The 26,030-nt window shown below is 44.3% G+C and carries 29 protein-coding genes; 28 read left to right on the forward strand and 1 reads right to left on the reverse strand.

Translation table 11 applies throughout. From position 1 onward, the window contains the following. Positions 1–79 precede the first annotated feature (79 nt). From FTU87_RS05020 to FTU87_RS05115, 20 genes are all read left to right on the forward strand, one after another. The gene (locus tag FTU87_RS05020) at positions 80–1,807 is read left to right on the forward strand and encodes an acetolactate synthase 3 large subunit (protein WP_034608751.1); all 1,728 of its coding nucleotides are present in this window, start codon (positions 80–82) and stop codon (positions 1,805–1,807) included. Next, positions 1,804–2,295 carry an acetolactate synthase small subunit gene (gene ilvN / locus FTU87_RS05025; protein WP_004813125.1) on the forward strand — a complete coding sequence of 164 codons (492 nt, stop codon included), beginning with the start codon at positions 1,804–1,806 and terminating at the stop codon, positions 2,293–2,295. Before FTU87_RS05020 ends, ilvN begins: the two co-directional genes overlap by 4 nt. Before the next feature lie 103 nt (positions 2,296–2,398). Further along, a complete protein-coding gene (gene ilvC, locus FTU87_RS05030) occupies positions 2,399–3,415 on the forward strand; it encodes a ketol-acid reductoisomerase (protein ID WP_005172704.1) in 1,017 nt (338 codons plus the stop codon). 222 nt (positions 3,416–3,637) lie between these two features. Next, entirely contained in the window at positions 3,638–3,871 is a 234-nt protein-coding gene (locus FTU87_RS05035) for a hypothetical protein (protein WP_074384026.1), read from the forward strand. Between the two features lie 91 nt (positions 3,872–3,962). Continuing rightward, positions 3,963–5,234 (forward strand): glycosyltransferase family 1 protein, encoded by a 1,272-nt coding sequence (locus tag FTU87_RS05040; protein WP_180001545.1) that lies wholly within the window; start codon positions 3,963–3,965, stop codon positions 5,232–5,234. 30 nt (positions 5,235–5,264) lie between these two features. Continuing rightward, entirely contained in the window at positions 5,265–5,816 is a 552-nt protein-coding gene (locus FTU87_RS05045; protein ID WP_005095663.1) for a phosphatase PAP2 family protein, read from the forward strand. Positions 5,817–5,903: 87 nt separating this feature from the next. Then, entirely contained in the window at positions 5,904–6,104 is a 201-nt protein-coding gene (gene iscX / locus FTU87_RS05050; RefSeq protein ID WP_100329232.1) for a Fe-S cluster assembly protein IscX, read from the forward strand. Between the two features lie 110 nt (positions 6,105–6,214). Further along, positions 6,215–6,646, forward strand: a complete 432-nt coding sequence (gene ndk, locus FTU87_RS05055) for a nucleoside-diphosphate kinase (protein ID WP_004647460.1) — start codon at positions 6,215–6,217, stop codon at positions 6,644–6,646. Positions 6,647–6,768: 122 nt separating this feature from the next. Continuing rightward, positions 6,769–8,004, forward strand: coding sequence for a 23S rRNA (adenine(2503)-C(2))-methyltransferase RlmN (gene rlmN / locus FTU87_RS05060; RefSeq protein ID WP_005095669.1), 1,236 nt, complete (start codon positions 6,769–6,771; stop codon positions 8,002–8,004). 14 nt (positions 8,005–8,018) lie between these two features. Next, complete coding sequence (gene pilW / locus FTU87_RS05065; RefSeq protein ID WP_005172689.1) at positions 8,019–8,819, forward strand: type IV pilus biogenesis/stability protein PilW; 801 nt, start codon at positions 8,019–8,021, stop codon at positions 8,817–8,819. Beyond that, positions 8,810–9,601 carry a DUF4115 domain-containing protein gene (locus tag FTU87_RS05070; protein WP_180001544.1) on the forward strand — a complete coding sequence of 264 codons (792 nt, stop codon included), beginning with the start codon at positions 8,810–8,812 and terminating at the stop codon, positions 9,599–9,601. Before pilW ends, FTU87_RS05070 begins: the two co-directional genes overlap by 10 nt. A 23-nt stretch (positions 9,602–9,624) precedes the next feature. Continuing rightward, the gene (ispG, locus tag FTU87_RS05075) at positions 9,625–10,746 is read left to right on the forward strand and encodes a flavodoxin-dependent (E)-4-hydroxy-3-methylbut-2-enyl-diphosphate synthase (protein WP_005172685.1); all 1,122 of its coding nucleotides are present in this window, start codon (positions 9,625–9,627) and stop codon (positions 10,744–10,746) included. Between the two features lie 3 nt (positions 10,747–10,749). Continuing rightward, complete coding sequence (hisS, locus tag FTU87_RS05080) at positions 10,750–12,045, forward strand: histidine--tRNA ligase (RefSeq protein ID WP_180001543.1); 1,296 nt, start codon at positions 10,750–10,752, stop codon at positions 12,043–12,045. Between the two features lie 30 nt (positions 12,046–12,075). After that, the gene (locus FTU87_RS05085) at positions 12,076–12,774 is read left to right on the forward strand and encodes a tetratricopeptide repeat protein (protein WP_180001542.1); all 699 of its coding nucleotides are present in this window, start codon (positions 12,076–12,078) and stop codon (positions 12,772–12,774) included. Beyond that, positions 12,771–13,919, forward strand: a complete 1,149-nt coding sequence (gene bamB / locus FTU87_RS05090) for an outer membrane protein assembly factor BamB (RefSeq protein WP_005095682.1) — start codon at positions 12,771–12,773, stop codon at positions 13,917–13,919. The genes FTU87_RS05085 and bamB overlap by 4 nt, the downstream gene beginning before the upstream one ends. A gap of 171 nt (positions 13,920–14,090) precedes the next feature. Then, positions 14,091–15,500 carry a ribosome biogenesis GTPase Der gene (gene der, locus FTU87_RS05095; protein WP_005095683.1) on the forward strand — a complete coding sequence of 470 codons (1,410 nt, stop codon included), beginning with the start codon at positions 14,091–14,093 and terminating at the stop codon, positions 15,498–15,500. A 146-nt stretch (positions 15,501–15,646) separates the two neighbouring features. Further along, positions 15,647–16,294 carry a 4'-phosphopantetheinyl transferase superfamily protein gene (locus FTU87_RS05100; protein ID WP_159138483.1) on the forward strand — a complete coding sequence of 216 codons (648 nt, stop codon included), beginning with the start codon at positions 15,647–15,649 and terminating at the stop codon, positions 16,292–16,294. A 90-nt stretch (positions 16,295–16,384) separates the two neighbouring features. Next, entirely contained in the window at positions 16,385–17,026 is a 642-nt protein-coding gene (locus FTU87_RS05105; protein ID WP_180096754.1) for a hypothetical protein, read from the forward strand. Beyond that, positions 17,026–17,625 (forward strand): IS607 family transposase, encoded by a 600-nt coding sequence (locus FTU87_RS05110; RefSeq protein WP_004280831.1) that lies wholly within the window; start codon positions 17,026–17,028, stop codon positions 17,623–17,625. The genes FTU87_RS05105 and FTU87_RS05110 overlap by 1 nt, the downstream gene beginning before the upstream one ends. Positions 17,626–17,629: 4 nt before the next feature. Beyond that, a complete protein-coding gene (locus FTU87_RS05115) occupies positions 17,630–19,012 on the forward strand; it encodes a transposase (RefSeq protein WP_180096755.1) in 1,383 nt (460 codons plus the stop codon). A gap of 30 nt (positions 19,013–19,042) precedes the next feature. Here the strand turns inward: FTU87_RS05115 and FTU87_RS05120 are convergent, their stop codons facing one another. Beyond that, entirely contained in the window at positions 19,043–19,813 is a 771-nt protein-coding gene (locus FTU87_RS05120) for an SDR family oxidoreductase (RefSeq protein WP_159516238.1), read from the reverse strand. A 90-nt stretch (positions 19,814–19,903) separates the two neighbouring features. Here FTU87_RS05120 and mazG point away from each other — a divergent pair, with 90 nt between their 5' ends. The 8 genes from mazG (at position 19,904) to FTU87_RS05160 (ending at position 26,029) form a co-directional block, all read left to right on the forward strand. Next, positions 19,904–20,716 (forward strand): nucleoside triphosphate pyrophosphohydrolase, encoded by an 813-nt coding sequence (mazG, locus tag FTU87_RS05125; RefSeq protein ID WP_074384035.1) that lies wholly within the window; start codon positions 19,904–19,906, stop codon positions 20,714–20,716. Continuing rightward, on the forward strand, positions 20,676–21,089 hold the full coding sequence (locus FTU87_RS05130) for a ComEA family DNA-binding protein (protein ID WP_180001785.1): 414 nt from the start codon (positions 20,676–20,678) through the stop codon (positions 21,087–21,089). Before mazG ends, FTU87_RS05130 begins: the two co-directional genes overlap by 41 nt. Before the next feature lie 136 nt (positions 21,090–21,225). After that, positions 21,226–22,698 (forward strand): polynucleotide adenylyltransferase PcnB, encoded by a 1,473-nt coding sequence (gene pcnB / locus FTU87_RS05135; protein WP_180001786.1) that lies wholly within the window; start codon positions 21,226–21,228, stop codon positions 22,696–22,698. Next, positions 22,695–23,180, forward strand: coding sequence for a 2-amino-4-hydroxy-6-hydroxymethyldihydropteridine diphosphokinase (gene folK / locus FTU87_RS05140; RefSeq protein ID WP_005172653.1), 486 nt, complete (start codon positions 22,695–22,697; stop codon positions 23,178–23,180). Before pcnB ends, folK begins: the two co-directional genes overlap by 4 nt. A gap of 53 nt (positions 23,181–23,233) precedes the next feature. Beyond that, positions 23,234–24,043, forward strand: coding sequence for a 3-methyl-2-oxobutanoate hydroxymethyltransferase (panB, locus tag FTU87_RS05145; RefSeq protein ID WP_005172651.1), 810 nt, complete (start codon positions 23,234–23,236; stop codon positions 24,041–24,043). A 1-nt stretch (position 24,044) separates the two neighbouring features. Next, complete coding sequence (panC, locus tag FTU87_RS05150; RefSeq protein ID WP_005095700.1) at positions 24,045–24,893, forward strand: pantoate--beta-alanine ligase; 849 nt, start codon at positions 24,045–24,047, stop codon at positions 24,891–24,893. 18 nt (positions 24,894–24,911) lie between these two features. After that, on the forward strand, positions 24,912–25,763 hold the full coding sequence (gene rapZ / locus FTU87_RS05155; RefSeq protein ID WP_005172647.1) for an RNase adapter RapZ: 852 nt from the start codon (positions 24,912–24,914) through the stop codon (positions 25,761–25,763). Then, on the forward strand, positions 25,760–26,029 hold the full coding sequence (locus FTU87_RS05160) for an HPr family phosphocarrier protein (protein ID WP_034608740.1): 270 nt from the start codon (positions 25,760–25,762) through the stop codon (positions 26,027–26,029). The genes rapZ and FTU87_RS05160 overlap by 4 nt, the downstream gene beginning before the upstream one ends. The last annotated feature ends 1 nt before the right edge of the window (position 26,030 follow it).

Raw genomic sequence — 26,030 nt, forward strand, 5'->3', positions numbered from 1 at the left:
AACAGTGCAGACAGTTAACAAATGAAACACTGCAAATGCCTCCCATTTGTGCAGTGTCATAATATTAGGGTGAATCACGTTGGAACTTCTATCTGGTGGTGAAATGCTTGTTCGCGCATTAGCGGACGAAGGCGTTGAACATGTTTTTGGATACCCAGGCGGCGCAGTTCTTCATATTTATGATGCGCTATTTCAACAAGACAAAATCAATCATTACCTCGTACGTCACGAACAAGCTGCCGGTCACATGGCGGATGCTTACTCACGCGTTACAGGTAAGACCGGTGTGGTGTTGGTGACCTCAGGTCCGGGCGCAACCAATACGGTAACGCCAATTGCAACGGCCTATATGGACTCAATCCCGATGGTGATTTTGTCAGGTCAGGTTGCGAGTCATCTGATTGGTGAAGATGCATTCCAGGAAACCGATATGGTCGGCATTTCACGTCCAATCGTGAAGCATAGTTTCCAGGTGCGTCATGCCAGCGAAATTCCTGCAATCATCAAAAAAGCATTCTATATCGCGTCATCTGGTCGTCCAGGCCCTGTCGTAATCGATATTCCTAAAGATGCGACCAATCCTGCAGAAAAATTTGCTTACGAATACCCGGAAAAAGTGAAGATGCGTTCGTATCAGCCACCGTTTCGTGGTCACTCAGGTCAAATTCGTAAAGCGATTGAAGAATTAGTCAATGCTAAGCGCCCAGTAATTTATTCGGGTGGTGGTGTGGTTCAAGGCAATGCATCTGCACAATTGACAGAGCTTGCGCATCTATTGGGCTATCCGGTAACCAATACCTTAATGGGCTTGGGCGCATTCCCGGGTGATGATGAACAGTTCATCGGTATGCTCGGTATGCACGGTACTTATGAAGCCAACATGACCATGCACAATGCAGATGTGATTCTGTGTGTAGGCGCGCGCTTCGATGACCGTGTCACCAACAATCCGGCAAAATTCTGTCCGAATGCCAAAGTGATTCATATTGACATCGACCCGGCGACGATTTCAAAAACCATTATGGCGCACATTCCAATTGTCGGTGCGGTAGAGCCGGTATTGACTGAAATGTTGAACCAGTTGAAACAGCTCAATGTTTCCAAGCCAAATCCTGAAGTGATTGCGGCATGGTGGTCTCAGATTAATGAATGGCGCAAAGTGCATGGCGGTCGTTATGCAGCAGGTGTTGATGGTGTGATGAAGCCACAACAAGTGGTTCAGGTATTGGATAAAGTGACCAATGGCGAAGCGATCATTACTTCGGACGTAGGCCAGCATCAAATGTTTGGTGCGATGTATTACAAATACAAGCGTCCGCGTCAATGGATTAACTCAGGTGGCCTAGGCACTATGGGTGTAGGTTTGCCTTATGCGATGGCTGCGAAGCTTGCTTTCCCGGATCAACAGGTGGTGTGTATTACGGGTGAAGCATCGATTCAGATGTGTATCCAGGAGCTTTCGACCTGTAAGCAATATGGCTTGAACGTAAAAATCTTGTGCCTGAATAACCGTGCTTTAGGTATGGTGAAACAATGGCAGGACATGAATTACGAAGGTCGTCATTCTAGCTCTTATGTAGAGTCACTGCCTGACTTTGCCAAGTTGATGGAAGCGTATGGTCACGTCGGTATTCAGATTGATCATGCCGATGAGCTTGAGTCGAAACTTGCAGAAGCGATGGCGATTAACGACAAGTGCGTATTTATTAACGTCATGGTTGATCGTACTGAGCATGTTTATCCGATGTTGATTGCAGGTCAATCGATGCAAGATATGTGGTTAGCAAAAGGGGAGCGCACAGCATGAGACATATCATCTCTGTACTTGTTGAAAACGAAGCAGGTGCGCTTTCCCGTTTAGTGGGCTTATTCTCACAGCGTGGCTACAACATCGAAACATTAAACGTTGCGCCAACTGAAGATCCAACACTTTCTCGTTTGACTTTGACCACTTATGGCGATGATCACAAGATTGAGCAAATCACCAAGCAACTCAACAAGCTTGTTGAAGTGGTGAAAGTGGTTGACCTGTCTGAAGGTGCGCACATTGAGCGTGAACTGATGCTGATCAAAGTCAAAGCATTGGGTTCATCTCGCGACGAAATTAAGCGTACCGCAGATATTTTCCGTGGTCAGATTGTCGATGTAACACCAACGACTTATACCATTCAAATCGCAGGTACGACTGAAAAAGTTGATGCGTTTATTGATGCACTTGCAGAACACACCATTTTAGAAGTGGTGCGTTCAGGCGTTTCAGGTATTGCGCGCGGCGAAAAAGTTTTAACCATCTAATTTAAATATTTCCTCATCCTAATAAGAAGGGGGTATCAGGCAATGTAAATACAAGGGTCATTGCCTGATTTAACGGACAAACAAGCATTAAGCGGAGACAGCAATGCAAATTTTTTACGATAAAGACACTGACTTATCTATCATCCAATCTAAGAAAGTAGCGATCATTGGTTACGGTTCACAAGGTCACGCGCATGCGCTTAACCTGAAAGATTCTGGCGTTGATGTCACTGTAGGTTTACGTGCGAACTCTACTTCTTGGAAAAAAGCTGAAAATTCAGGTCTTAAAGTTGCTGAAGTTGCTGCTGCTGTAGCGCAAGCGGATGTAGTCATGATCTTGACGCCTGACGAATTCCAATCTCAACTTTATCGTGACGAGATTGAGCCAAACATCAAGCAAGGTGCTACTTTAGCGTTTGCTCACGGTTTCTCGATTCTTTACAACCAAGTTGTTCCACGTGCTGACCTTGACGTAATCATGGTTGCGCCTAAAGCACCTGGTCACACAGTACGTTCTGAATACCAGCGTGGTTCAGGTGTTCCTGACTTAATCGCAATTCACCAGGATGCATCTGGTAACGCGCGTAACGTTGCACTTTCTTATGCTTCAGGCGTAGGTGGCGGCCGTACTGGTATTATCGAAACTTCATTCCGTGAAGAAACTGAAACTGACCTTTTCGGTGAGCAAGCAGTTCTTTGTGGTGGTGCAGTTGAGCTGGTTAAAATGGGCTTCGAAACTTTGGTTGAAGCTGGTTATGCGCCTGAAATGGCGTACTTCGAATGTCTACATGAACTTAAATTGATCGTTGACTTGATGTTCGAAGGCGGTATCGCGGACATGAACTACTCTGTATCGAACAATGCTGAATATGGCGAATATGTAACGGGTACTGAAGTAATTAACGAGCAGTCTCGTGAAGCGATGCGTAATGCACTTAAACGTATTCAGTCTGGTGAATACGCGAAGATGTTCATTCAAGAAGGTGCGTTGAACTACCCATCTATGACTGCTCGTCGTCGTCAAAACGCTGCTCACGGTATCGAAGTAACGGGTAACAAACTTCGCGCGATGATGCCTTGGATTCAAGCAAATAAAATTGTTGATAAAGAGAAAAACTAATTTCTCGAATCAATTGATTTGAATGCGAAGACCCACTCATTTTGAGTGGGTTTTTTATTTTTGGTGTTACGTGCCTCAAGAAGAATAAAGCAGTGCTTTATTTTTTTCGTACCTTGGATTCAAGTAGACAAAATCGTTGATAAGTAAAAGAATTAATACTCCTTTTGGTTGAATTTTATGCTATAAAGACCTCGTTATTATGGGGTTTTTATTGGAAAATGCATGAAAGTTAAATGCTTAGGATTTGAGATTAGTACAGAAAATAATCTAATAAATATTAATGATTTTATTGAGAGCAATTTAGTTTTTGAGATAAAAGATATTTTTAAGCGTGATGTATTTATTGATTGTAATGACCCTAATTACTACAAAGGATTAATTCTAACTATTAAAGATCAAAAAGCTTCTACAGCCAAAATGATATTCAATTCAGAAGGCTTATTTTGGGTTGCATAGCACCCATTATTAAGTTTTTGCTACTTCATCAAACAGTCACACAGAACACCTATGCTTTGCTTAAAACATAAATAAGTAAGATAGGTGCGACATGAATCAGCCCTACAGCCAAGCCTTAACAAAACAACAAGCATTCCTTGATGGCTTTCAATTTGACTTAAAACAGCAACGTCTGAAAAGTCCTCAAAAATCATCTGCGCTTGCAGATTTGGTACGCCCCCGCTTAAAAATTGCCATAGTGACCGAAACATGGCCACCTGAAATTAATGGTGTAGCCCATTCACTGTTACAACTCTGCAAAGGGCTGAAAAAACAGGGGCATAAAATTTTATTGATTCGACCCGAGCAAAAAGGCATCTGTGCTGAATTTCAACCCTATCGGGAATGTTTGGTTAAAGCACAGCGTATTCCCAAATATTCAGGCTTACAGTTCGGTTGGCCGCAGTTTCTAAAAGTTCGCCATGCGGTAGAAGTCTTTGCACCCGATGTAGTGCATATCGTCACAGAAGGCCCATTAGGGCTTGCCGCGCAGCAAACTGCAAGATTCCTTGAAATTCCTGTATCAAGCGGCTTTCACTCTCCATTTCAGGAATTTAGCCGTTTTTTTGATTTGGCATTCTTGGTTAAACCTATTCAGCATTATCTCAAATGGTTTCATAACCATACCGCAATTACCTGTGTACCGAGTCGTGAAACTGCCGAAGCACTCCACAAATTTGGAGTGACGTGTCCACTGGTTGTGGTGGGGCGAGGGGTAGATACACAAGCCTTTTCACCTAAATGGCGTTCTGATTCCCTACGCCAGAACTGGGGAGCTTCCAAAGAGACCCGTGTCATGTTGTATGTCGGGCGTTTATCGCCTGAAAAAGAAATACCAGTGGTGATTCAGGCATATTTCACATTGCGTCATATGTATTGTCAGGATGTGCGTCTGGTGGTGGTCGGAGATGGTCCAGACCGACAGCGCTTAGAGCAGTTGAATCATGATGCTTCGATTGTGTTTACCGGGAGTTTGCGTGGTCAACAGCTTGCTGAAGCCTATGCCAGTGCCGATGTGTTTTGCTTTGCGAGTCAGGTTGAAACCTTTGGCAATGTGGTATTGGAGGCGATGGCCAGTGGACTGCCGGTTATTGCTTATGATTATGCTTGTGCACATCTACATGTACAACACGACCGAACAGGCTGGCTCAGCTCACTGGGTCTGCAAGAAGATTTAACAGCCAATATCTTAAAGTTACCAGATTATCACACACTTAGAAGAATGGGTGTGTATGCTTCACACTGTGCACAGAAGGTCGGATGGCAACATCCTGTAGAGCAGTTTGAACAGGTTCTGTACTCAATCACAAGGCAAAATAAATGACCTAATTAAAACAAGAGCGGGAGCAACATGATGAAAATCCACAATGCCAAACTCAAATTTTTAGAAATAGATTTAAAAGGCTGTGTCTACCTCAATCATCTCTCCCACTCAAATCGAATCGCTGCTTTTTTTAAAATCATTAGCCGTTTGGGGGATGGCGTGTTTTGGTATGTGATGTGTTTTGCTGCATGGGGACTTCGTGGCTTGGAGTATGGGCTACAGATGCTCTATATCATTTTGGGTGGAACGTTCGGTACGCTGATTTATAAAATTCTCAAAACAAAAACTGTACGTCCAAGACCTTATCAGGTGCACCAGGTGATTCGACTGGGTGAGCGGCCGCTTGATCATTTTAGTTTTCCGTCTGGACATACCTTGCATGCGGTAATGGCAACCACAGTCTTGGGTTATGTTGCACCGCTATTATTGCTGTTGATGCTCCCTTTTACGCTGCTGGTGGCTTTATCGCGCATGATTCTGGGATTGCATTATCCAAGTGATGTCGCGGTTGGGGCAATGATCGGAGGCATGATGGCCGTGGTCATTGTGCTGAGCGCACCTTATCTCAATATTATGTTGTAAAAGTAAGTGAAAACTGGGGCGAAAGCTCGCAGATTTTTATAAATTTGCTAAAGTACAGCATTAAAGCAAATATGGTGAGAAATAGAGATGGGTTTACGTTGGACTGATACCCTGGATATCGCGATTGAACTCTACGAAGCGCATCCAGATGTGGACCCGCAGTGGATTCGTTTTACTGATTTACACGCCTGGGTATGTGCCTTGCCTGAGTTTACGGATGACCCGACTAAATCCACAGAAGGTCTGCTGGAAGCGATTCAAATGGCATGGATTGACGAAGCGCGTTAAGTGCCCGATTGAAAAAAGCATATTTTTACAGTGTAAAAGCAGAAAAATGCGCATTATCTCGGTATAATGCGCCAAATTTTCATGTCAACAATTGACTTAAGGAGCCTATCATGGCTATCGAACGTACTTTATCTATCGTAAAACCAGACGCAGTTGCTAAAAACCACATCGGCGACATCTTTGCTCGTTTTGAGAAAGCTGGTCTTCAAATCGTTGCAACTAAAATGAAACACTTGACTCAAGCTGAAGCTGAAGGCTTCTACGCTGAGCACAAAGAACGTGGTTTCTTTGCTGATCTTGTTGCTTTCATGACTTCTGGTCCAGTGGTTGTTTCAGTTCTTGAAGGTGAAAACGCTGTTCTTGCTCACCGTGACATCCTTGGCGCGACGAATCCTAAAGAAGCTGCTCCTGGTACAATCCGTGCAGATTTCGCTGTAAGCATCGACGAAAATGCTGCTCACGGTTCTGACTCTGTAGCATCAGCTGACCGTGAAGTTAACTACTTCTTCGCTCAAACTGAGATTGCTCCACGTACTCGTTAATTCGCAGTATTCAAACCAGATAAGTGTTATTATACTTATCTGGTTTTTTTATTCTTTGAATAATTCTTTGCTCACATATTGAGCTTCTCCTTTGATCTTTAGACATGGTTTAGGTAATACACATGAGTACTGAAGTCGTCGCTGTATCTGCAGTTTCAGCTGCACAGCAACCATCTCCGTCCACTCCCACACAGCAGAATGCTGTGGAAAAAGTGAACCTACTCGGCATGTCTCGTCCGCAAATGGAGAAATTCTTTGAGGATATGGGGGAGAAGAAGTTTCGTGCCGGGCAGGTAATGAAATGGATTCACCAATTTTTCGTGACCGATTTTGCCGAGATGACCAATATCTCGGGCAAACTGCGTGAAAAACTGGAACGTATTTGTGAAATTAAAGCGCCCGAAGTGGTGCATAAAAATTATTCTAAAGACGGTACCCGGAAATGGGTCTTCCGTGTCGGTGATGGTGACGGCTCTCTTGTCGAAACTGTATTGATTCCTGCTGAACATCGTAGCGGCCTACGTCGTACCTTGTGTATTTCGTCTCAAGTGGGCTGCGCACTGGACTGTTCATTCTGTTCAACCGGTAAACAGGGTTTTCAGCGCGATTTAGATCAGTCAGAAATCATTGGTCAGTTGTGGGTGGCGAACTATTCCTATATGGAAGATGTGCCTGTGGCAGATCGTGAACGTTCAGTCACGAATGTGGTCATGATGGGCATGGGCGAACCACTGCTTAACTACGATGCCGTACTTAATTCCATGCGCATTATGCTGGACGACTTTGCTTATGGCATGTCGAAACGTCGTGTGACCTTATCGACATCAGGTGTGGTGCCGAAAATCGATCAAATGGTCAAAGACATTGATGTGGCACTGGCAATTTCATTGCACGCACCAAATGACGAACTGCGTAATGAACTGGTGCCAATCAACAAGAAATATCCGTTAGAACAACTGATTGCGGCGTGTCAGCGTTATATTGCCAAAGATGGTAATGAAAGTTCACGTAAACACGTCACCATTGAATATGTGATGCTGGATGGTGTGAATGATCATCCTGAACATGCACAGCAAATGATTAAGCTGCTGAAGAACTTGCCGAGCAAGATTAATTTGATTCCATTCAACCCTTTCCCGCACGCGCCTTATGGGCGTTCAAGCCGTAACCGCATTATTTCTTTCCAAAAAACTTTGTCTGATGCCGGTTTTGTGTGTACGATTCGTCAGACACGCGGTGATGATATTGATGCGGCGTGTGGACAGCTTGTAGGTCAAGTGGCTGATCGTACCCGTCGTGCGGAACAGTGGAAAAAGAAAATTGCGCAGTCAAATGAGATTATGCGTTCACAAGGATAATAAGAGGTCGCCAGTTGAGAAATCTAACATCTAAAATTGCTTTGATTTCAACAGTATGTGTGTCTTTAGCTTTGGTTGCATGTCAAACGCCAGATTTGGGTCAGAAAGATCCTGAAAAAGCCACCAAAGTCCGTACCCAATTGGCGGCAGAATATTTAAGAACAGGTGACCTAGATGCAGCCAAACGTGCGCTGGATCAGGCACTCGAAACGACTCCGCGTGATTCGCAAGCGAATATGATGATGGGCGTGCTATTGCAACAGGAAGGTAGTCAGCTCAATCTTGAGAAAGCAGATGCTTATTTCAAGCGTGCAATTTCGGCAGATCCGAAAAATGCACAGGCACGCAACAACTATGGCACGTATTTATATCAGCTAGAACGCTATAATGATGCGATCGAGCAGTTTAACATTGCCGGTGCAACTTTAGGTTATGATCAGCGTTTCCGTGCGCTGGAAAATATGGGACGTATTTACCTGAAAATGGGCGATGTGGTGAATGCTGAAAAATCATTCAAACAGGCGCTTCAGGCGAATCGCGATTCATATATATCAATGTTAGAGTTGTCAGAAATTTTTTATTTAAACCAGCAGTTCCCGGCAGCGACACAACTGTATCAACAGTTTGCGCGTGGTGTGGGACAGAAAAATCAGGGTGCCCGTGCGCTCTGGGTTGGCATTCGCACTGCGCGTGCCAGTGGTGATCAGTTGGGGATGCAGGTATTGGTGAACCAGTTACGTGCATTGTTTCCTGAAAGCCAGGAATACCAACGTTATTTGCAATTACAGTACAGTACTGAGGCCGTATGGAAGTAAATCCTAATTCACCTTCGAATCATTCGAGCGTAGCTCCAAATGCGTTAGGAAATATTCAACGTCCGGGCGAGTACTTGCGCCAGATTCGTCTCAATCAGCAACGTGATCTGGAAAATGTGGCCAAAGAGCTGAATATTCCGGTCAAAACCCTGACTGCACTTGAGCAGGATGAATATAAGTCTTTGCCTGAGGCGACTTTTATCAAAGGCTATTACCGGATCTATGCCAAACTTTTGGGTGTAGATGCGTCGACTATTATTCAGCGTTTTGATGAAATTTATACCAATGATACGGGTTTGTTGCCCAATCATGCGCTGAATAATTCCCCCATCAAAATTATGGGGAAATTGCCAGGTTCCAAGCGTGACCGTAACCGTAAATGGTTAAAGCGCATTTTTATTACGCTGGTCTTGCTGCTAATTTTGGGCGCACTGTTTGCCATGGTTCAGAACTGGTCGAGCAGTAGTTCGCAAAATAGCAGTGAAGTTTCTGGAGTCGGTGCTTCCAATATCGAGATTCTGAATCTGGATGCAGGCGCCGCACTGTCTGGCGACCAGCTAAAACTCGATTTTAACCGTCCGACCTCTGTGCATATCGTCGATTCAGCCGGTAACGTTTTAGCGACTGGCCGTCAGGCATCGAGTTTGCAACTCAATGGTGAAGCGCCATTCCAGATTCGTCTTGATGATGCGGCAGCTGTATCACTCAGCCTGAATAATGAAAATATTTCATTGTCACCTTATACCGTAAACGGAAAAGCAGAATTCCGTTTGTCACCTTAACAGATCAAGAGTAGAGCAAAACCATGATCGTAAATCCAATTAAACGTCGTCCAACACGTAAAATTCGTGTCGGTTCAGTTTATGTGGGTGGTGATGCACCAATCAGTATCCAGTCTATGACCAATACTGAAACCTGTGATGTGGCAGCCACGGTTGCACAGATCCAGCGCTGTGTCGATGCCGGTGCAGACATCATGCGGGTTTCTGTGCCTACGATGGAAGCGGCGGCAGCCTTTGGTGAAATTCGTAAGCAGGTGAATGTGCCTTTGGTGGCGGATATTCACTTCGACTATAAAATTGCTTTGGCAGTTGCGGACTTCGGTGCAGACTGTTTGCGGATTAACCCGGGCAATATCGGCTCAGAAGCAAAGATTCGTGAAGTGGTGGCAGCAGCACGTCATAATGATATTTCAATGCGGATTGGTGTCAATGCCGGTTCACTCGAAAAAGACATTCAAAAGAAATATGGCGAGCCGACAGGCGCAGCATTGCTTGAATCTGCGATGCGTCATATCGACATTTTAGACCGTCTGGATTTTCAGGAATTTAAAATTTCAGTTAAAGCATCCAATGTGTTCCTGACCATGGATGCGTATCGTTTGCTGTCTCAGCAAATTGATAATCCGCTGCATTTGGGTGTAACCGAAGCCGGTATTTACCGTACAGGTTCGGTTAAATCTGCAATCGCCTTGGGTGGTTTGCTGATGGAAGGCATTGGCGATACCATGCGTATTTCGCTTGCTGCCGAGCCTGAAGAAGAAATTAAAATCGGTTTTGATATTCTAAAATCGCTGGGTCTGCGTTCTAACGGCATTAATTTTATTGCCTGCCCAAGCTGTTCACGTCAGGAATTTAATGTGATTTCCGTGATGCAGCAGCTTGAAGAACGTCTGGAAGATATTCGTACTCCAATGGATGTGTCGGTGATTGGCTGTAAAGTAAATGGGCCGGGCGAGGCTAAAGAAGCCGATATCGGTGTCGTAGGTGCAGCGCCACGTTCACTGGTGTATCGTAATGGTGAAAAAAGCCATCTAATTGATACCAATCAACTGGTTGATGAAATCGAAAATATGGTTCGTCAACGCGTTACCGAGCTTGAAGAAGCTAAATCTAAAGAAATTATTCGTACAAGTTTTTCTGAGTAGATCATGAGTTCAATCGTCGCAATCAAAGGTTTTAATGACATTCTCCCAACGCAAAGCCCAGCTTGGAGACGTCTTGAACAGCATCTGTCGGGTTTGATGGATGCTTATGGCTATCAACAAATCCGTTTGCCTATCGTTGAACAGACCAATCTGTTCAAACGTTCGATCGGTGATGCCACCGATATCGTTGAAAAAGAAATGTATACCTTTCTGGACAAAGGTAATCCGCCTGAGTCTCTGACACTACGCCCTGAAGGAACTGCAGGCTGTGTACGTGCCATGCTGGAGCATAATCTGCTTCGTGGTGCAACTCCTCGCGTCTGGTATATCGGGCCAATGTTCCGTTATGAAAAACCACAGAAAGGTCGTTACCGTCAGTTCCACCAGTTTGGTGTAGAAACCTTTGGTGTGGCGACTCCGGACATGGATGCAGAGCTGATTTTGATGACTGCACGTCTGTGGAAACGTATGGGCGTAGCGGACAAGGTTCAACTTGAATTAAATACTTTAGGCGAATCGGATGAACGTGCAGCCTATCGTGCAGCCTTGGTTGAATTTTTAGAGTCACATAAAGCCGATCTGGACGAAGATTCTCAGCGCCGTCTGACCACAAATCCACTGCGTATTCTGGATTCTAAAGATGCCAAAACCCAAAGCATCCTAGAAAATGCACCGAAACTGCATGACTTTATGGGTGAAGAAACTCTGGCGCATTTTGCCCAGTTACAACAGTACCTGACTGATGCCGGCGTGAGTTTTGTGATCAACCAAAAACTGGTACGTGGCTTAGACTACTACAACAAAACTGTGTTTGAATGGACCACAACACATTTAGGTTCACAAGGAACCGTGTGTGCCGGTGGCCGTTATGACGGTCTTGTTGGTCAATTGAAGGGCAAGCCTGATCAGTCTGTACCTGCGGTTGGTTTTGCCATGGGTATCGAACGTTTATTGCTTCTGCTTGAACAGGTTGAAGACAATACCCCGACACGTGATTGTGAAGTCTTCCTGGTGGCTGAACCGGCTGCTCAAGGGGAAGCTTTAGTCATTGCTGAACAGATTCGTGATCAGCTTGAAGCAGTAGGCAGTCAGGTTCGTCTGAAAGTAGGCTCCCAGGGTTCAATGAAATCGCAAATGAAAAAGGCCGATCAGGCGGGTGCTTTATATGCAGCGATTTTAGGGGAACGTGAACTAGAAGCTAAGGCGTTTACTGTGAAAGAGCTGGCAACCGCAGAGCAATCGAATGTACCATTTACGGACTTCGTTGCATTTTTTAGTACTAAAATTTCTTCAAAATAATCGATAAAACATTAGGAAAAGGGTAATCTCATGAGCGCAATGAGTGGTGATGAACAGTTTGAAAGCTTAAAATCCTTTACGAAGAAATATGGTTCTTCGATGATTACTGGGATTTTAATTGCGCTGATTGCCTTTTTTGGATGGGAATATTGGCAGAAGAAAAACCTGGCAGAGTCGCAAATGCACACTGCCAAGGTTCAGCAGTTGATGGATGATGCGCAGGCATCGAAAGGTGATGGTTTTGCCAAGTTATCTGAAGCTGCGGACAAGATTGTCAAGGAAGCACCAGATTCAGCACAGGCGATTCAGACCCAGCTGATGATGGCGAAACTGGCTTATGACAAAGAAGATTATGCTGCGGCCGAGAAAGCGCTACAGAAAGTTGAAAATTCGAAAGTAGATGATAAAGGCCTGGTTCAGGTGGTCAAACTTCGTCTGGCTTATGCGCAACTGGCACAGAAAAAATATGATGCTGCATTGAAAACTTTAGAAGCAGTGACTGAACCTGCGTTTAAAGCAACTGCCGATGAAGCACGTGGCGATATCTATGTTGCCAAAAATGATATTGAAAATGCGAAAAAAGTATATCAAAGTGCATGGGATGCCTTGATTGAACGTAAAGAAGAACGTCAGATTTTACAAATTAAGCTCGAAAGCGTAGGCGTGTTGGTCGATGATCCAGAAATCGAACGCCCAATTATAGAAACACAAGCGGAAGAAGCTGCATGAATAGAAAATACAAAATTACCTGTGCCTTGACTGTTTTAACGCTTGCACTGGCTGGCTGTGCAGGTAAAACAAATAAAGTTCCAGAAGTAAAACCGAACCCACTTCCAAAACTGACCCAAGCCAAAACACTGGTTCCTGTATTTTCCACCAGTGTATCTGCGACAGATGCTGCCGATCCATTGCGTTTACGTCTGGATGCAGACAATGGTGTGGTTTTTGCGATTGATCCAAAAGGTGAGGTGTCTGCATTTAAGGGCAAACAGCGTCTTTGGCAGAAAAAAGTCAGCAAAGATAATCTAAGTTCTGGCGTTGAAGCGGCCGAGGGTCTGGTTGTTGTCGGTAGCCAGAAGGGCCAACTGTTTGCACTCGATCAGCAAACCGGTGAGCAAAAATGGACTGCACAATTGACGGGTGCTTTACTGGCGCCTTCACTGATTCATGCAGGTCGTGTGATTAGTGTGAGCAATGACGGTATGGTCTATGCGCATGAAGTGGCAAGCGGTGCACAAGTTTGGACTTATAACCTGCCTAATGTACAATTCAGCCTGCGTGGTATGGCGGCTCCTGTGCCATTAGATGCGCGTAATGTGCTGATTGCATCTTCAAATGCGTATATTTATGCACTGGATGCCTTAAGTGGCGTACCAAAGTTACAGCGTCGTGTCGCCGTGTCGGATGGCCGTTCTGATATTCAGCGTCTGGTCGATATCGACGGTGAGCCGGTCGTTGCAGGTCAGTTTGTGGTGACGACCAGTTATCAAGGTCAGGTGACTGTGCTGGACTTGGCTTCACAGCAAGTGATCTGGAGTGAAGATGCCAGCAGCATCCAGCGTCCAGAAGTTGTCGGAAATGGCGTATTCGTGGCGCAAACTGATGGCAAAATTAAAGCTTTTGAGATTAGCTCGGGTCAACCGCTTTGGGAAAATGATCAATTGCTGAATCGTCAGCTCAGTAATCCAGTGATGTTAGGCACGGATTTGGTGGTCGGTGATCTGGATGGTGTGTTGCACCTGATTGACCCGCGTACCGGACAAATTACTGGTCGTTCGAAAACCTCTGGTGAAGTGCGTAACTTACGCGTGATCGACAACCAGCTTTATGTTTCTACACGCAAGGGCGCATTAAGCATTTGGCAGAACCGTTAATTTTAACGAGCCTTATGTTAAACTAGCCGCAACCGTATTTTTGTGAACGCGGGGTGATTGAAAAATCAATGCCCCGTGTTTTTATTTAGGGTATTTTTCCCCTTATATCTTCCTATACTTTCTGATGTTCAGGCCACTTTGACTGCCTGATTATTGAATAAAGGTTACTCTATGAAACCCGTAATTGCGCTCATTGGTCGTCCGAACGTCGGAAAATCAACTCTGTTCAATCAGATTACCAAGAGCCGTGACGCATTGGTGGCAGACTTTGCTGGTCTGACACGCGACCGTAAATATGGCGATGCAACCTATCAAAATAAATCTTTCATTGTGGTTGATACCGGTGGTATTGGTGAAAATGAAGGCGGTATTGACTCGTATATGGCAGAGCAATCTAAAACTGCCATTCATGAAGCCGATATTATCATTTTTGTGGTCGACGCGCGTGCCGGACTGCTGGCTTCCGATGAGCAGATTGCGCGTGAACTGCGTACTTTAGGTAAAAAGGTCTTTCTGGCGGCCAATAAAGTCGATGGCGTACATGCTGAAGCTGCCCTGGTTGAATTCTACAAACTGGGCATGGGCGAGCCGCTACAAGTTGCTGCTAGCCATGGTCGTGGTGTTCAGCAAATGCTGGAAGACGTGCTTGCCGATGTACCGGAAGATGAAAACCCGGAAGAACATGATAAAAACACTGGTCTGCGTTTAGCGATTATTGGTCGTCCAAACGTGGGTAAATCTACGCTGGTGAACCGTTTGCTCGGCGAAGAGCGTGTGGTGGCATTTGACCAGCCGGGTACAACACGTGACTCGATTTATATTCCATTCGAGCGTGATGGCCGTCAATATACCCTGATTGATACTGCAGGGGTGCGTCGTAAAGGTAAAGTGGATGAAATGATTGAGAAATTCTCGATTGTTAAAACTTTACAGGCGATGAAAGATGCCAACGTGATTGTGGTTGTGGTCGATGCACGTGATGGTATCGTTGAGCAAGATTTGCATCTGATTGGCTATGCGCTTGAAGCCGGTCGTGCCATGGTCATTGCTGTCAACAAATGGGATAACATGACTGAATATGATCGCAAGCAATGTAAGCTAGATGTAGAGCGTCGCTTCGATTTCATTCCATGGGCAAAAGTGCATTTGATTTCTGCATTGCATGGAACGGGTGTGGGTGAGCTTTATCCTTCGATTCACCGTGCCTATGATTCATCTCGTTTGAAAGTATCACCGGCAAAAATCACCCAGATTTTAAATGATGCAACAGATGCCCACCAACCGCCTATGGTTCAGGGTCGTCGTATTAAAATGCGTTATGCGCATATGGGCGGACAGAATCCACCAACCATCGTGATCCATGGTAACAAGGTCGATAAAACCCCTGCGGATTACCGTCGTTATCTTGAAAACGTGTTCCGTAAAGTATACAAGCTTGAAGGTACGCCGATTAAAATCGAGTTTAAAACCTCTGAAAACCCGTTTGAAGGGCGTAAGACGGTGATGGATGAGCGTATTGCAGCGCGTAAACGTCGTTATGTACAGAAGTTCAAGAAAGCCGAAAAGAAATTTAAGCGTTAATTTTTTGTGTTAAGTTTTCGATAAAAAGCCTGCTGATGCAGGCTTTTTTCCCTCTTAGATTCTCAAATGTAAGGCAATTCTCATGGTCAAAGATTGATGAACTCTCTTACAATAGATTTAAAGTAAATATAGATTGAAAAACCATTGTGACTTCACTTATTCGAATTGATCTGCATGCGTTGTCTGACGCGAGTCAAAGCAACCAACTCCTGGAACGTAAGGCACAGATTCAAGCGCGTAAGATTGAGATAGCCGCGTTAAGAAATCAGTTTTTATCCAGTCATTTGGAATCCGCTGTCTTCAATCAGGATGTTGTGCGGACTACATTCGGCAAACCCTATCTCCACACTCATCCAGACTTCAACTTTAACCATAGCCATAGTCAAAATTTCTATGCTCTGGCAACGAGCAATAATGTCCAAAATTTGGGAATTGATATTGAAGAGCTGAGCCGTAAGGTTCGATTTGAAGCCATGGCACAACATACCTTTCATCCTGAAGAGCTTAAACAGTGGCAGGCACTGGACTATGATTCCGAATACTGGTTTAAGGTCTGGACCACCAAGGAAGCTGTATTAAAGGCCTCAGGACTGGGCATACGCATCAACCTGAATGAGTTAAATACCCAGATTCATCCAGATCAGAATGGTGGAAGATGTGAACATCCAGAGATCGGCGTCTATGCCTATCAAAATTATAATATGGCAGGATGTATGCTCACCGTGGCCTGGCAAAGTGAGCATTCATGCAAGGGTTTCAGATTTCCGCTAATCCAGATTCACCAATCTGTTTAAATCAGCAGAGTGATTGATAGTAAATAATTATATTGACAAATATAGTCAAACATATACAATTTAGGTATTAAATTTTAAAAAAAACTTGCAATGAAATACTTGACTGAAAGCTTAAAGAAAGTAGAGCAAGACCTTGCTTATTTTGTATCCCCTGAAAATAAAGATGGGTTTATTAAGGAATTTGCATCATGGGTCTATGGTGAGTGGTCAAAGAATGATTTCTATGAAACCGATATTGTAGATTTAGGCTATGATTGTTCTTCGTGCCCTGAAAAAACGAATCAATCACTCTCCGATAAATGCCCCACCTATGCTGATTTTATTAATGCAAATACAGGCTTTTCTGAATGTACTCACGTTTCAGGACAAGGTATGCGCTGTCAAGAATATGAGGAAAAATTATTAGAGATTTTTGGTGATGCTTGCGCTAAAAAACTAGATGATTTAGTAGAGCTATATCAACTAGAAGTGCCTGAAAAATACAAAAAATTTGCAGAAAATATTAGTGAACTAATTTTCCTTGAAGTTGTTGATCATCATGAGGATTCAGAACTTTATGAGGTTTGTGACGATATTTTATTAAAATATAATCAGCTAGGAGTCGCATCATCCCCTTATACATGCCCTATCTGTGGATGGGATGAAGACAATGATCTAGCCATATATTGTGATGAATCCATATTTAAAGACTATACACTTGAGGATTTCAAGAAGTTAGCGGAGATTGATTAATGTATTCTCCTGCTAAATTCGGTGAAATGATTGGGAAGTCGGTTAAAACTCTACAAAGATGGGATGCCGAAGGTATTTTGGTTGCATGTCGAAATCCTAAAAATCGCAGATACTACACGCACGATCAATACCTTGAATATATCGGTATAAAAGCAACGGAAGCTAAATCGTCAGTAATTGTTTATTCAAGGGTATCTAGTGTTGCTCAAAAGCCCGATTTAGCTAATCAGGTGTCAGCTTTAGAAACTTTTTGTACTGTAAATGGCTATGCTGTTGATGATTGGGTGTCAGAGATTGGAAGTGGTTTGAATTATAAAAGAAAGAAATTCAATCAGCTTTTTCTTGATATTGAAATGGGTAAAGTTTCAATGCTTGTCATCGCTCACAAAGACCGTTTGGTGCGTTTTGGTTTTGAGTGGTTTGAATCTTTTGCTGAAAGACATGGTTGTAAAATTATTATTATGAATCAAGAATCTCTTTCCCCAACGGAAGAAGTAACTCAAGACCTGTTAGCGATTATTCATTGTTTTTCTTCTCGACTTTATGGATTAAGAAAATACAAAGAAAAAGTTAAAGAATTAGTGAATAGTAAGGAATAACTTTTTGAAACTAACACGCATCCATCACTGTAAAAACTTGAATGTGCAAAAGTACAAGCAACTTGAAAAACAAGCTGTTTTACTTGGTCGTGTTCGTAGCGAAGTGTGGGCTAAATATGGTGCTGTTGCAGGTTTAAATATCAGCGACAGAACCATTCGTGATGCGTGGATGAAAGAAAGTCGTGACTTTGGTGTTTCTGCAAATGCGTGGAAAGAAACGCTACGTGATTGCGTAGGTGATATTAAAGCCTATCGAGAAGCATCAAAAGACAAAGTAAAGCAGGCGATCCGAAAACGCACCTCCTGTAATAATGAACAAAAAAGACTATACACCTTGCTTAAAAAAGATGAATGGATGACTGATAATTTCCTCCATCGTCAAATGCGTAATCACTTTAAGCATGGTGTTAATCACACACATAATCAAATTATTGTTCGTGCGGATATGTGTAAAACCTTTGAGCTAAACGGTCAATGTTGGCTTAAAGTGCCAAGTCTAGTCCCTCGACAAACCATTAAAATTCCACTAAACACCACTGTTGATTTTGCGCCACAAGGCACACTTAGAATCATTCTAAAAAACGGTAATGTTGAAGTTCACTCAACTTATGATGCAGTTGAAACACAGGATTGTGGTCAGGAAACCGTAGGTGTTGATAAAGGTTATTCAGAAGCCTTTGTGGATTCTGATGGTGAAGTATATGGCAATGGTTTAGGTAAATTGATCTCAAGTGAATCAGACTGCCTAAATCAAAAGTACAAACGTAGAAATAAGCTCAGAGCGATTTCTAAAGCCAAACCGCACAAGAAACAGAAAATTGAGTTAAATAATCTAGGTCGCAAGAAGCTAGATAAAAGGCAAGATGCTCAGAAAGCAAAGCTCAAGACATTGATATTTACAGCAACTCACAAGTTGGTTGATAAAGCCAAAGTGATTGTTGCGGAGGATTTAACCGCACCAATCCAAAGTAAGCGTAGCTATGGTAAAAATACCAATAGACGTTTAAACACATGGGTTAAAGGCTTATTAGCCGATGCCCTAACAGGCATATCTCACCGTAGAGGTTCTACGGTGCATCTAGTCAATTCTGCATACACTTCGCAAAGTGATTCTTTCTTACGTGGGCTTTTAATAGGCACACGCAAGGGAGATCGCTTTCATCGTTTTAATGAGGAAGTTGTGCAAGCTGATTGGAATGCTGCGAGAAACGTGCTTGCAAGATTAAACGACAATGAGATAAGTCGTTATACGCCTTACAAAACTGTAAAGCGTATATTGCAAGAACGGACTGATCGCTATAAGTCGGAACTGACCGACTCAGGCTCTAGTTACACGTTTGGCAACAAGACATTAACAGAGTGCGAATTAGTCCTTGACTATGTTTGACTACATTTTAAGGAACAGTAGAAATAGACTCTATTGTCTGGCAATCAACAGGTTGCTGATTCGGTTCACAAACTGTGGACTCATACGTGATAGATGAAATAAAAATTTACTTTTTAATCCAACCGGATGGTGCGTAGCTTGCCAGATAGAGTCTTTAAGCTGTACCAGTTTCAGAATATCTTGTGCGACATCCTCTGCTTTCAAATGTACGCCCATTTTTTTAATACTTTCTGCCTGCATATCTTTCACCATGGCTGTACTGACGAAAAGTGGCATCACATCAAGCACCCGAATCCCATAGGGTTGCCATTCAATATCCAGACTTTCAGTCAGACCGCGCACGGCAAATTTACTGGTCGCATAAGAGGCTAAATCGGCCTGTCCATAAATGGCGGATGCCGAAGATAAATTAATGACACGAGCAAATGAAGATTCTTTTAAATAAGAGAAAGTGGCATGACAACCATTGAGGAGGCCTTTAACATTAATATCCAGCGTGCGATGATGCGCTGCAATTGTGGTGTCTTCAAAAGGCCCTGAATATAAAATTCCGGCATTATTTACCAGAATGTTGATTTCACCGGCCCAGGCTGAAAACTCCGCCAAAGCTGTTTCCCAGGAAGCATAGTCTGCCACATCCAGAAAGCCTGCTTTGGCATGTTCGCCCAGTTGCTGGGCCAGCTGTTCGGCCTGTACCACATTGATATCATAAATACCGACTTTATAGCCGTGCTGGTAAAATAGCATGGCTGTCGCTGCGCCAATTCCTTGTGCTGCCCCACTAATCAATATACTGTGCATGTGCTTGATCTCCTTATTGTCTTTTTTTCTTGAGCATAACAAGAAACAGGCAGCTTGACGCGACTATTTGGTAAAGAAGAGGTTTTAAAAGTGGAACAATTGCTTAATATCATGCGTGAATTACGTGAAAAATGTCCATGGGATCAGCAGCAGACTCCCGAATCTCTGACCCAATATGCGATTGAAGAAGCTTATGAAGTAGAAGCTGCGGTACGTTCTGGAAATGTTGACGAGATTCGCGATGAACTGGGCGATCTGCTGTTACAGGTGGTGTTCCAGTCGCAAATGTACAGCGAGCAGGGCGCTTTTGATTTTCAGGATGTGGTGCAGGCCATTAGCGACAAGCTTATCCGCCGTCATCCGCATGTATTTCAGGCTGAACAGTTTGTAAAATTGAGCCCGGAAGATGTCTCTCAGCTCTGGCAAGAAATTAAACAGCAAGAAAAGCAGGGCAAGCCACGTTCCCGTTTAGATGAAATCAAGCATGCACCGGCCTTGGTACAGGCAGATGAAATCCAGAAAAATGTCGCAAAAATCGGCTTTGATTTTCCCGATGTCACTGGGGCATATGACAAAGTAGAAGAAGAGCTGGCCGAGTTAAAAGAAGCTTTGGCAAGCCAGAATTCCGATGAAATACAGGAAGAATTTGGTGACTGCTTATTTTCTCTGGTCAATGTTGGCCGTAAACTTGGAATCTCGAGTGAAATGGCATTATTAGGCACGATCCATAAGTTTCGTACTCGATTTGCCTTGATGGAACATCAGGCGGAAAAACAACAACTCAATATAGACCGCTTGTCACTGGCTGAATTGGATCAGCTCTGGGAACAGGCCAAATTAGAATTAAAACAAAGAGCGGCGCATGAACAAACAACAACATCGAACAAGTCCGGCGTGGATTAATCTTCTTCTGGGTTTATGGCTAGGCTATATTGCTATTGGAACTGCACATGCAACTGCGACCGATTATATGGAATGGAAGACCAGACAACAGCAACATGATGCGCGGCTCAAACAACAGAATGCATCGACTAAAGCAGATCACTATCTGGTAAAACCGGCACTTTCGGTACAAGCGACAGGTGATAGAATTAGTTTAAATAGTGCAAATATTGAACAATTGCAACAGTTGCATGGCGTGGGACAAAAGAAAGCCCAAGCCATTGTTGAGTATCGGCAGAAAAATGGGAAATTTAAAAGCATTGAAGATATTCAGCTGGTCAAAGGCATTGGGCCGGCATTATTTGCCAAAAACAAGGCCAGACTCGCGTTGTGAATAGACGGAATTGATGCTGAATACAGAATCAATCTGAGCTGCAGGATTGACATAATCAAATTGCCCTTTAGTCGTGTAAGCGATATGATTAGCGTCATCTTAGAATTTTACGTTCAGACGTAGGAGACAGCGTCTTTTGCAAACTTTGCGCGCGTCAAAATGTGGTTTATCAACCGCTCAATTACCTTCTTATATTCTCGATGTGATTGATGCCTTAAACAAGGCAGGCTATGAAGCTTATATCGTGGGTGGTGGTGTTCGAGATCTGATGTTAGGTTTGAATCCTAAAGATTTCGATGCAGTTACCAATGCAACCCCGGCTCAGGTCAAGGAAGTATTCGGACGACGTTGTCGAATTATCGGACGGCGTTTTGAACTGGCGCATGTCTATTCAGGGCGGGAACTGGTTGAAGTGGCCACTTTCCGGGCACCTCCAAAAAAAGCAGTCACCTCGGCCGCGGGGATGATTCTGCGTGATAATAACTGGGGCAGCATCGAGCAGGATTTTGCCCGTCGCGACTTCTCGATCAATGCAATGTATTACCAGCCGCGTAAAGCGATTGTGCTGGATTTCTGCAATGCTGTAGATGATATTCACAGCAAAACTTTACGTTTGCTCGGTGATCCGGCCTTAAGATTTGAAGAAGATCCGGTGCGGATGTTACGTACTTTACGTTTTGCTGCCAAGCTGAATTTCAGTATTGATGAAGCCATTCTGGATATTTTCACGCCGGAAATGACCCAGCTGCTGCGTGATGTCTCTCCGCATCGACTCTATGATGAATCACAAAAGTTATTCACCATGGGGCATCTGAATCGTGTGTTGCCCATGCTGATTGACTTCGGAATCTGGCATCAGCTGTTCGCCGATATCAAAGCTGAAATCACGCCGTTTATGGAGCGTGCTGCGAAAAATACCGATCAGCGTATTTCGATTGGCAAGACCATCAACCCGGCATTTTTCTACGCGGTACTATTATGGCAGCCATTCCTCGAGCGTTGTGAGTTTTATCTGAATAAAGGCGTGGTCGCAGCAGAAGCACGTGCCCAAGCGGGTCTGGATGTTTTGAAACGTCAGGCAACCCGGACCATTATTCCTCGCTTCGCCGAGACTTTCATTCGTGAAGTCTGGGAAATGCAGACCCGTTTACTGAATCCAAAACCGCAACAAATTGAGGCCTTGTCTAGTCATGCGCGTTTCCGTGCCGGATTTGACTTTTTGCTGTTGCGCGAAAAATCAGGCGATGCAATGGCGCAAGGCATGGGCAGCTGGTGGGATGCTTATCAGCAAATGAGCGGTGACGAGAAAGAGCGGGCGATTAGCCAGTACAACCGTCAACGTGCCAAGAGCCGTCGTAAGGCCACTCAAGAAGAACATCTGGAACAGAAACTGACGGCACAACAGGATCTCGCCGAGATTGAGCCTTTAGTCAATGAACCTGAACCACGTAACCGCCGGGTGCGTAAAGCCAAGTTTGAAGACAAGGCGAAAACCCTGTCACATGTGGCAGCCAGTGCCAGTGGTGAAATTGGCGCAGATCATCCGATTATGAAACGTAAGCGGGTGCAACGTGATTTAAGCCAGGTGGTGTTTGGGCCAACACAATGATCGTGACGTATATTGGCTTGGGCAGTAACCTGGGCGATTCACGCCAGATTTTGGCAGAAGCTGTACAGAAACTGGCGACATTGGGTCAGGTAAAAACCTCGCATCTGTATCAAAGTCCACCGATGGGGCCACAGGATCAGCCAAATTATCTGAATGCTGTGGTGCAGTTGAATACTAATCTGGCAGCTTTAAGCTTGCTGGATTATTTGCAAGCCTTCGAGCAGGAAGCCGGTCGGGTACGTTTGCGTCATTGGGGCGAGCGTACGCTGGATCTGGACTTGCTGATCTACGGAGATGAACAGATACAGAATCAACGCCTGACTGTACCGCATGTCGGCGTGTTAGAGCGTGATTTCGTACTCATTCCGTTGCTGGACATTGATGCTGAAATACAGGTTCATGCTACATCCTTAAAAGACCTGGACATCGTCAAGCAATCGACCTTAACGGTACTCGATGACACAAACTGGGCAAATATTTAATTTTTGAGTTATGGGTATGTTCGCGAGAACTTCAATCATAGAGGAACATCTTCATGGTCAGTCTGAGTGACTTAAGACGCTTCAAAGCAGATGGACGCAAATTTTCATGTCTGACTTGCTATGATGCCAGCATGGCCAAAGCCATGGAAATTGCAGAAGTAGACAGTATTCTGATTGGCGACTCTTTGGGAATGTCAATTCAGGGCCGCGATTCGACTTTACCAGTGACTGTTGCAGATATGGCCTATCATACCGCTGCGGTACGCCGTGGTAACCAGCATGCCTTTATCATGACTGACTTGCCGTTTATGAGTTATGCCACCTTAAATGATGCCTTGCAAAGTTCCAAAACCGTGATGCAGGCCGGTGCGCAAATGGTGAAAATGGAAGGCGGTGCATGGCTGGCAGAAACCGTGCAGGTGCTGACCCGTAACGGTATTCCAGTCTGTGTGCACTTGGGATTAACGCCACAATCGGTACATGTCTTTGGCGGTTATAAGCTGCAAGCCCGTACCCGTGCAGCAGCGGATCAACTGATTGCAGACTGTAAAGCAGTGGTTGAAGCAGGTGCTGCACTGTTATTGCTGGAATGTGTACCGGCACAATTGGGTCAGGAAATCACGGAACTGTTTCCACAAATTCCGGTGATTGGCATTGGTGCAGGCGCAGCCACTGATGGTCAGGTCTTGGTAGTACAAGACATGCTGGGTTTAACCTTTGGCCATACTGCAAAATTTGTCCGTAATTTTATGCAGGAACAATCGGGTGCTACTGCCATTCTGGATGCTTTTAAAGCTTATCATGCTGCAGTTTTAGATGGATCTTTCCCGGCACCCGCACAAACTTTTCAGGTTGAATTGTAAGATGAAAACAGAAACCACCATTCAGGGACTCGCGGCCTCACTTAATCCGGCACGTGCCAACCGCAAGATTATTGGTTTTGTACCCACCATGGGCAATCTGCATCAGGGTCATTTAAATCTGGTACGTGAAGCGCGTAAGCTGTGTGATGTGGTGGTGGTCAGTATCTTTGTCAATCCGATCCAGTTTGGACCCAATGAAGATTTTGATAACTACCCGCGTACGCTGGAGCAGGACCAGCAGCTTTTGGCAGACGTCGGTTGTGATATCGTCTTCGCGCCAACGGTTGAGCAAATGTATGGCAAAAAACCGCGTCTGACCAATATCAGTATCTCTGACATTACTGATGACTTGTGTGGTTTGCAGCGCCCCGGCCATTTTGATGGTGTAGCGGTGGTGGTGACCAAATTGTTTAACATTGTTCAGCCAAACTATGCTTTCTTTGGGCAAAAAGATTATCAGCAGTTGGCAGTGATTCGCCAGTTTGTACAAGACCTGAATATTCCATTAGAAGTGATTGGCGTGCCAATTGCCCGTGCAGAAGATGGTTTAGCCTTAAGTTCTCGAAATGGTTACCTAAGCCAAGAGCATCGTGCAATCGCACCGGTCATTTATCAAAGCTTACAAAAGGCTGAACAGCAGCTCCATGCTGCGATTGAACTGGATACGGTATTGGCCGAGCTTCGCCAGACTTTAACAGATGTCGGGTTTGTCGTAGACTATGTTGAAGCACGAACGCCAGAATTAAAAAAAATTCATACGTTTAATCAAGATGTTGTGTTATTTGTAGCTGCAAAGATAGGTAATACACGTCTGATCGATAACCTGCAGGTCAAATACACTGCCGGATAGGATGAAAGGGTAGCATGTATGAAGCGCATTTTAATTGTCACGGGACAATCTGGTTCAGGTAAATCATCTGCATTGCAGGTGCTTGAGGATCTGGGTTATTACTGTATTGATAATCTGCCTTTGGCATTGCTTCCCGAAATCGTGGCGAAACTGCACAGTGAGAACAATCTGGAACAGTTGGCTTTGGGGGTCGATGTACGCAGTACCCGTGCCGATTTGCAAGAATTTGATCATGTGTTCGAGCAGCTACAACAGCATGGCTCGGTTGATATTATCTATCTGACCACGCAGGATCAGGAACTGATTGCGCGCTTTAGTGCCTCGCGTCGGCCGCATCCTCTAGCTTCGCGCTTTAAGAGTCTGAACGAGTGCATTCAGGAAGAAAAAATCCTGCTAATGCCCATCCAGCTGCGTTCTACCGTGCACATCGATACTACAGATAAAAGCGTGCATGACCTGAAACATACCTTATTGACCAAGTTGGGACAGACCGATAACCTGATCCTAATTTTGCAGTCTTTTGGTTATAAGCATGGCATTCCACTGGATGCCGATTATGTCTTTGATGTCCGGCATTTGCCGAATCCGCATTGGGAACTGGAATTACGCAAATTTTCAGGACTCGATCAACCGGTGCAGGAGTTTTTGCAAAAGAGCGATCAGGTCGAAGATATGTTTAATGATATTTACCATTTTCTGGACAAATGGTTGCCAACCTTTTCTGAAGGGCATCGTCATTATATGACTGTGTCGATTGGCTGTACCGGTGGTCAGCATCGTTCTGTTTACATTGTGGATAGACTAAAAAAAGCCCTTGAGGCAAAATGGTCTATTCAAGTCCTCCATCGAGAAATGAAGCACTGGTCATGATTGATACCACTGTTGACGTAATTAATAAACTGGGTTTACATGCACGCGCATCTGGTAAACTTATAGAAGTGACTACCAAATTTCGTTCCAGTATCCAGATTGGAAAAACGGACAAACTGGTAGATGCAAAAAATATCATGTCCTTGCTGATGCTCGGTGCGGGCAAAGGAACAACTTTACGCTTGGTGATTGAAGGAGCGGATGAGGACAAAGCCTTATCTGAAATTCAGGCACTATTTGCAGCAAAATTTTATGAGGCAGATTAAT

Source organism: Acinetobacter sp. YH12156 (assembly GCF_013418235.1).
GTDB classification, from domain to species: Bacteria; Pseudomonadota; Gammaproteobacteria; order Pseudomonadales; family Moraxellaceae; genus Acinetobacter; species Acinetobacter pseudolwoffii.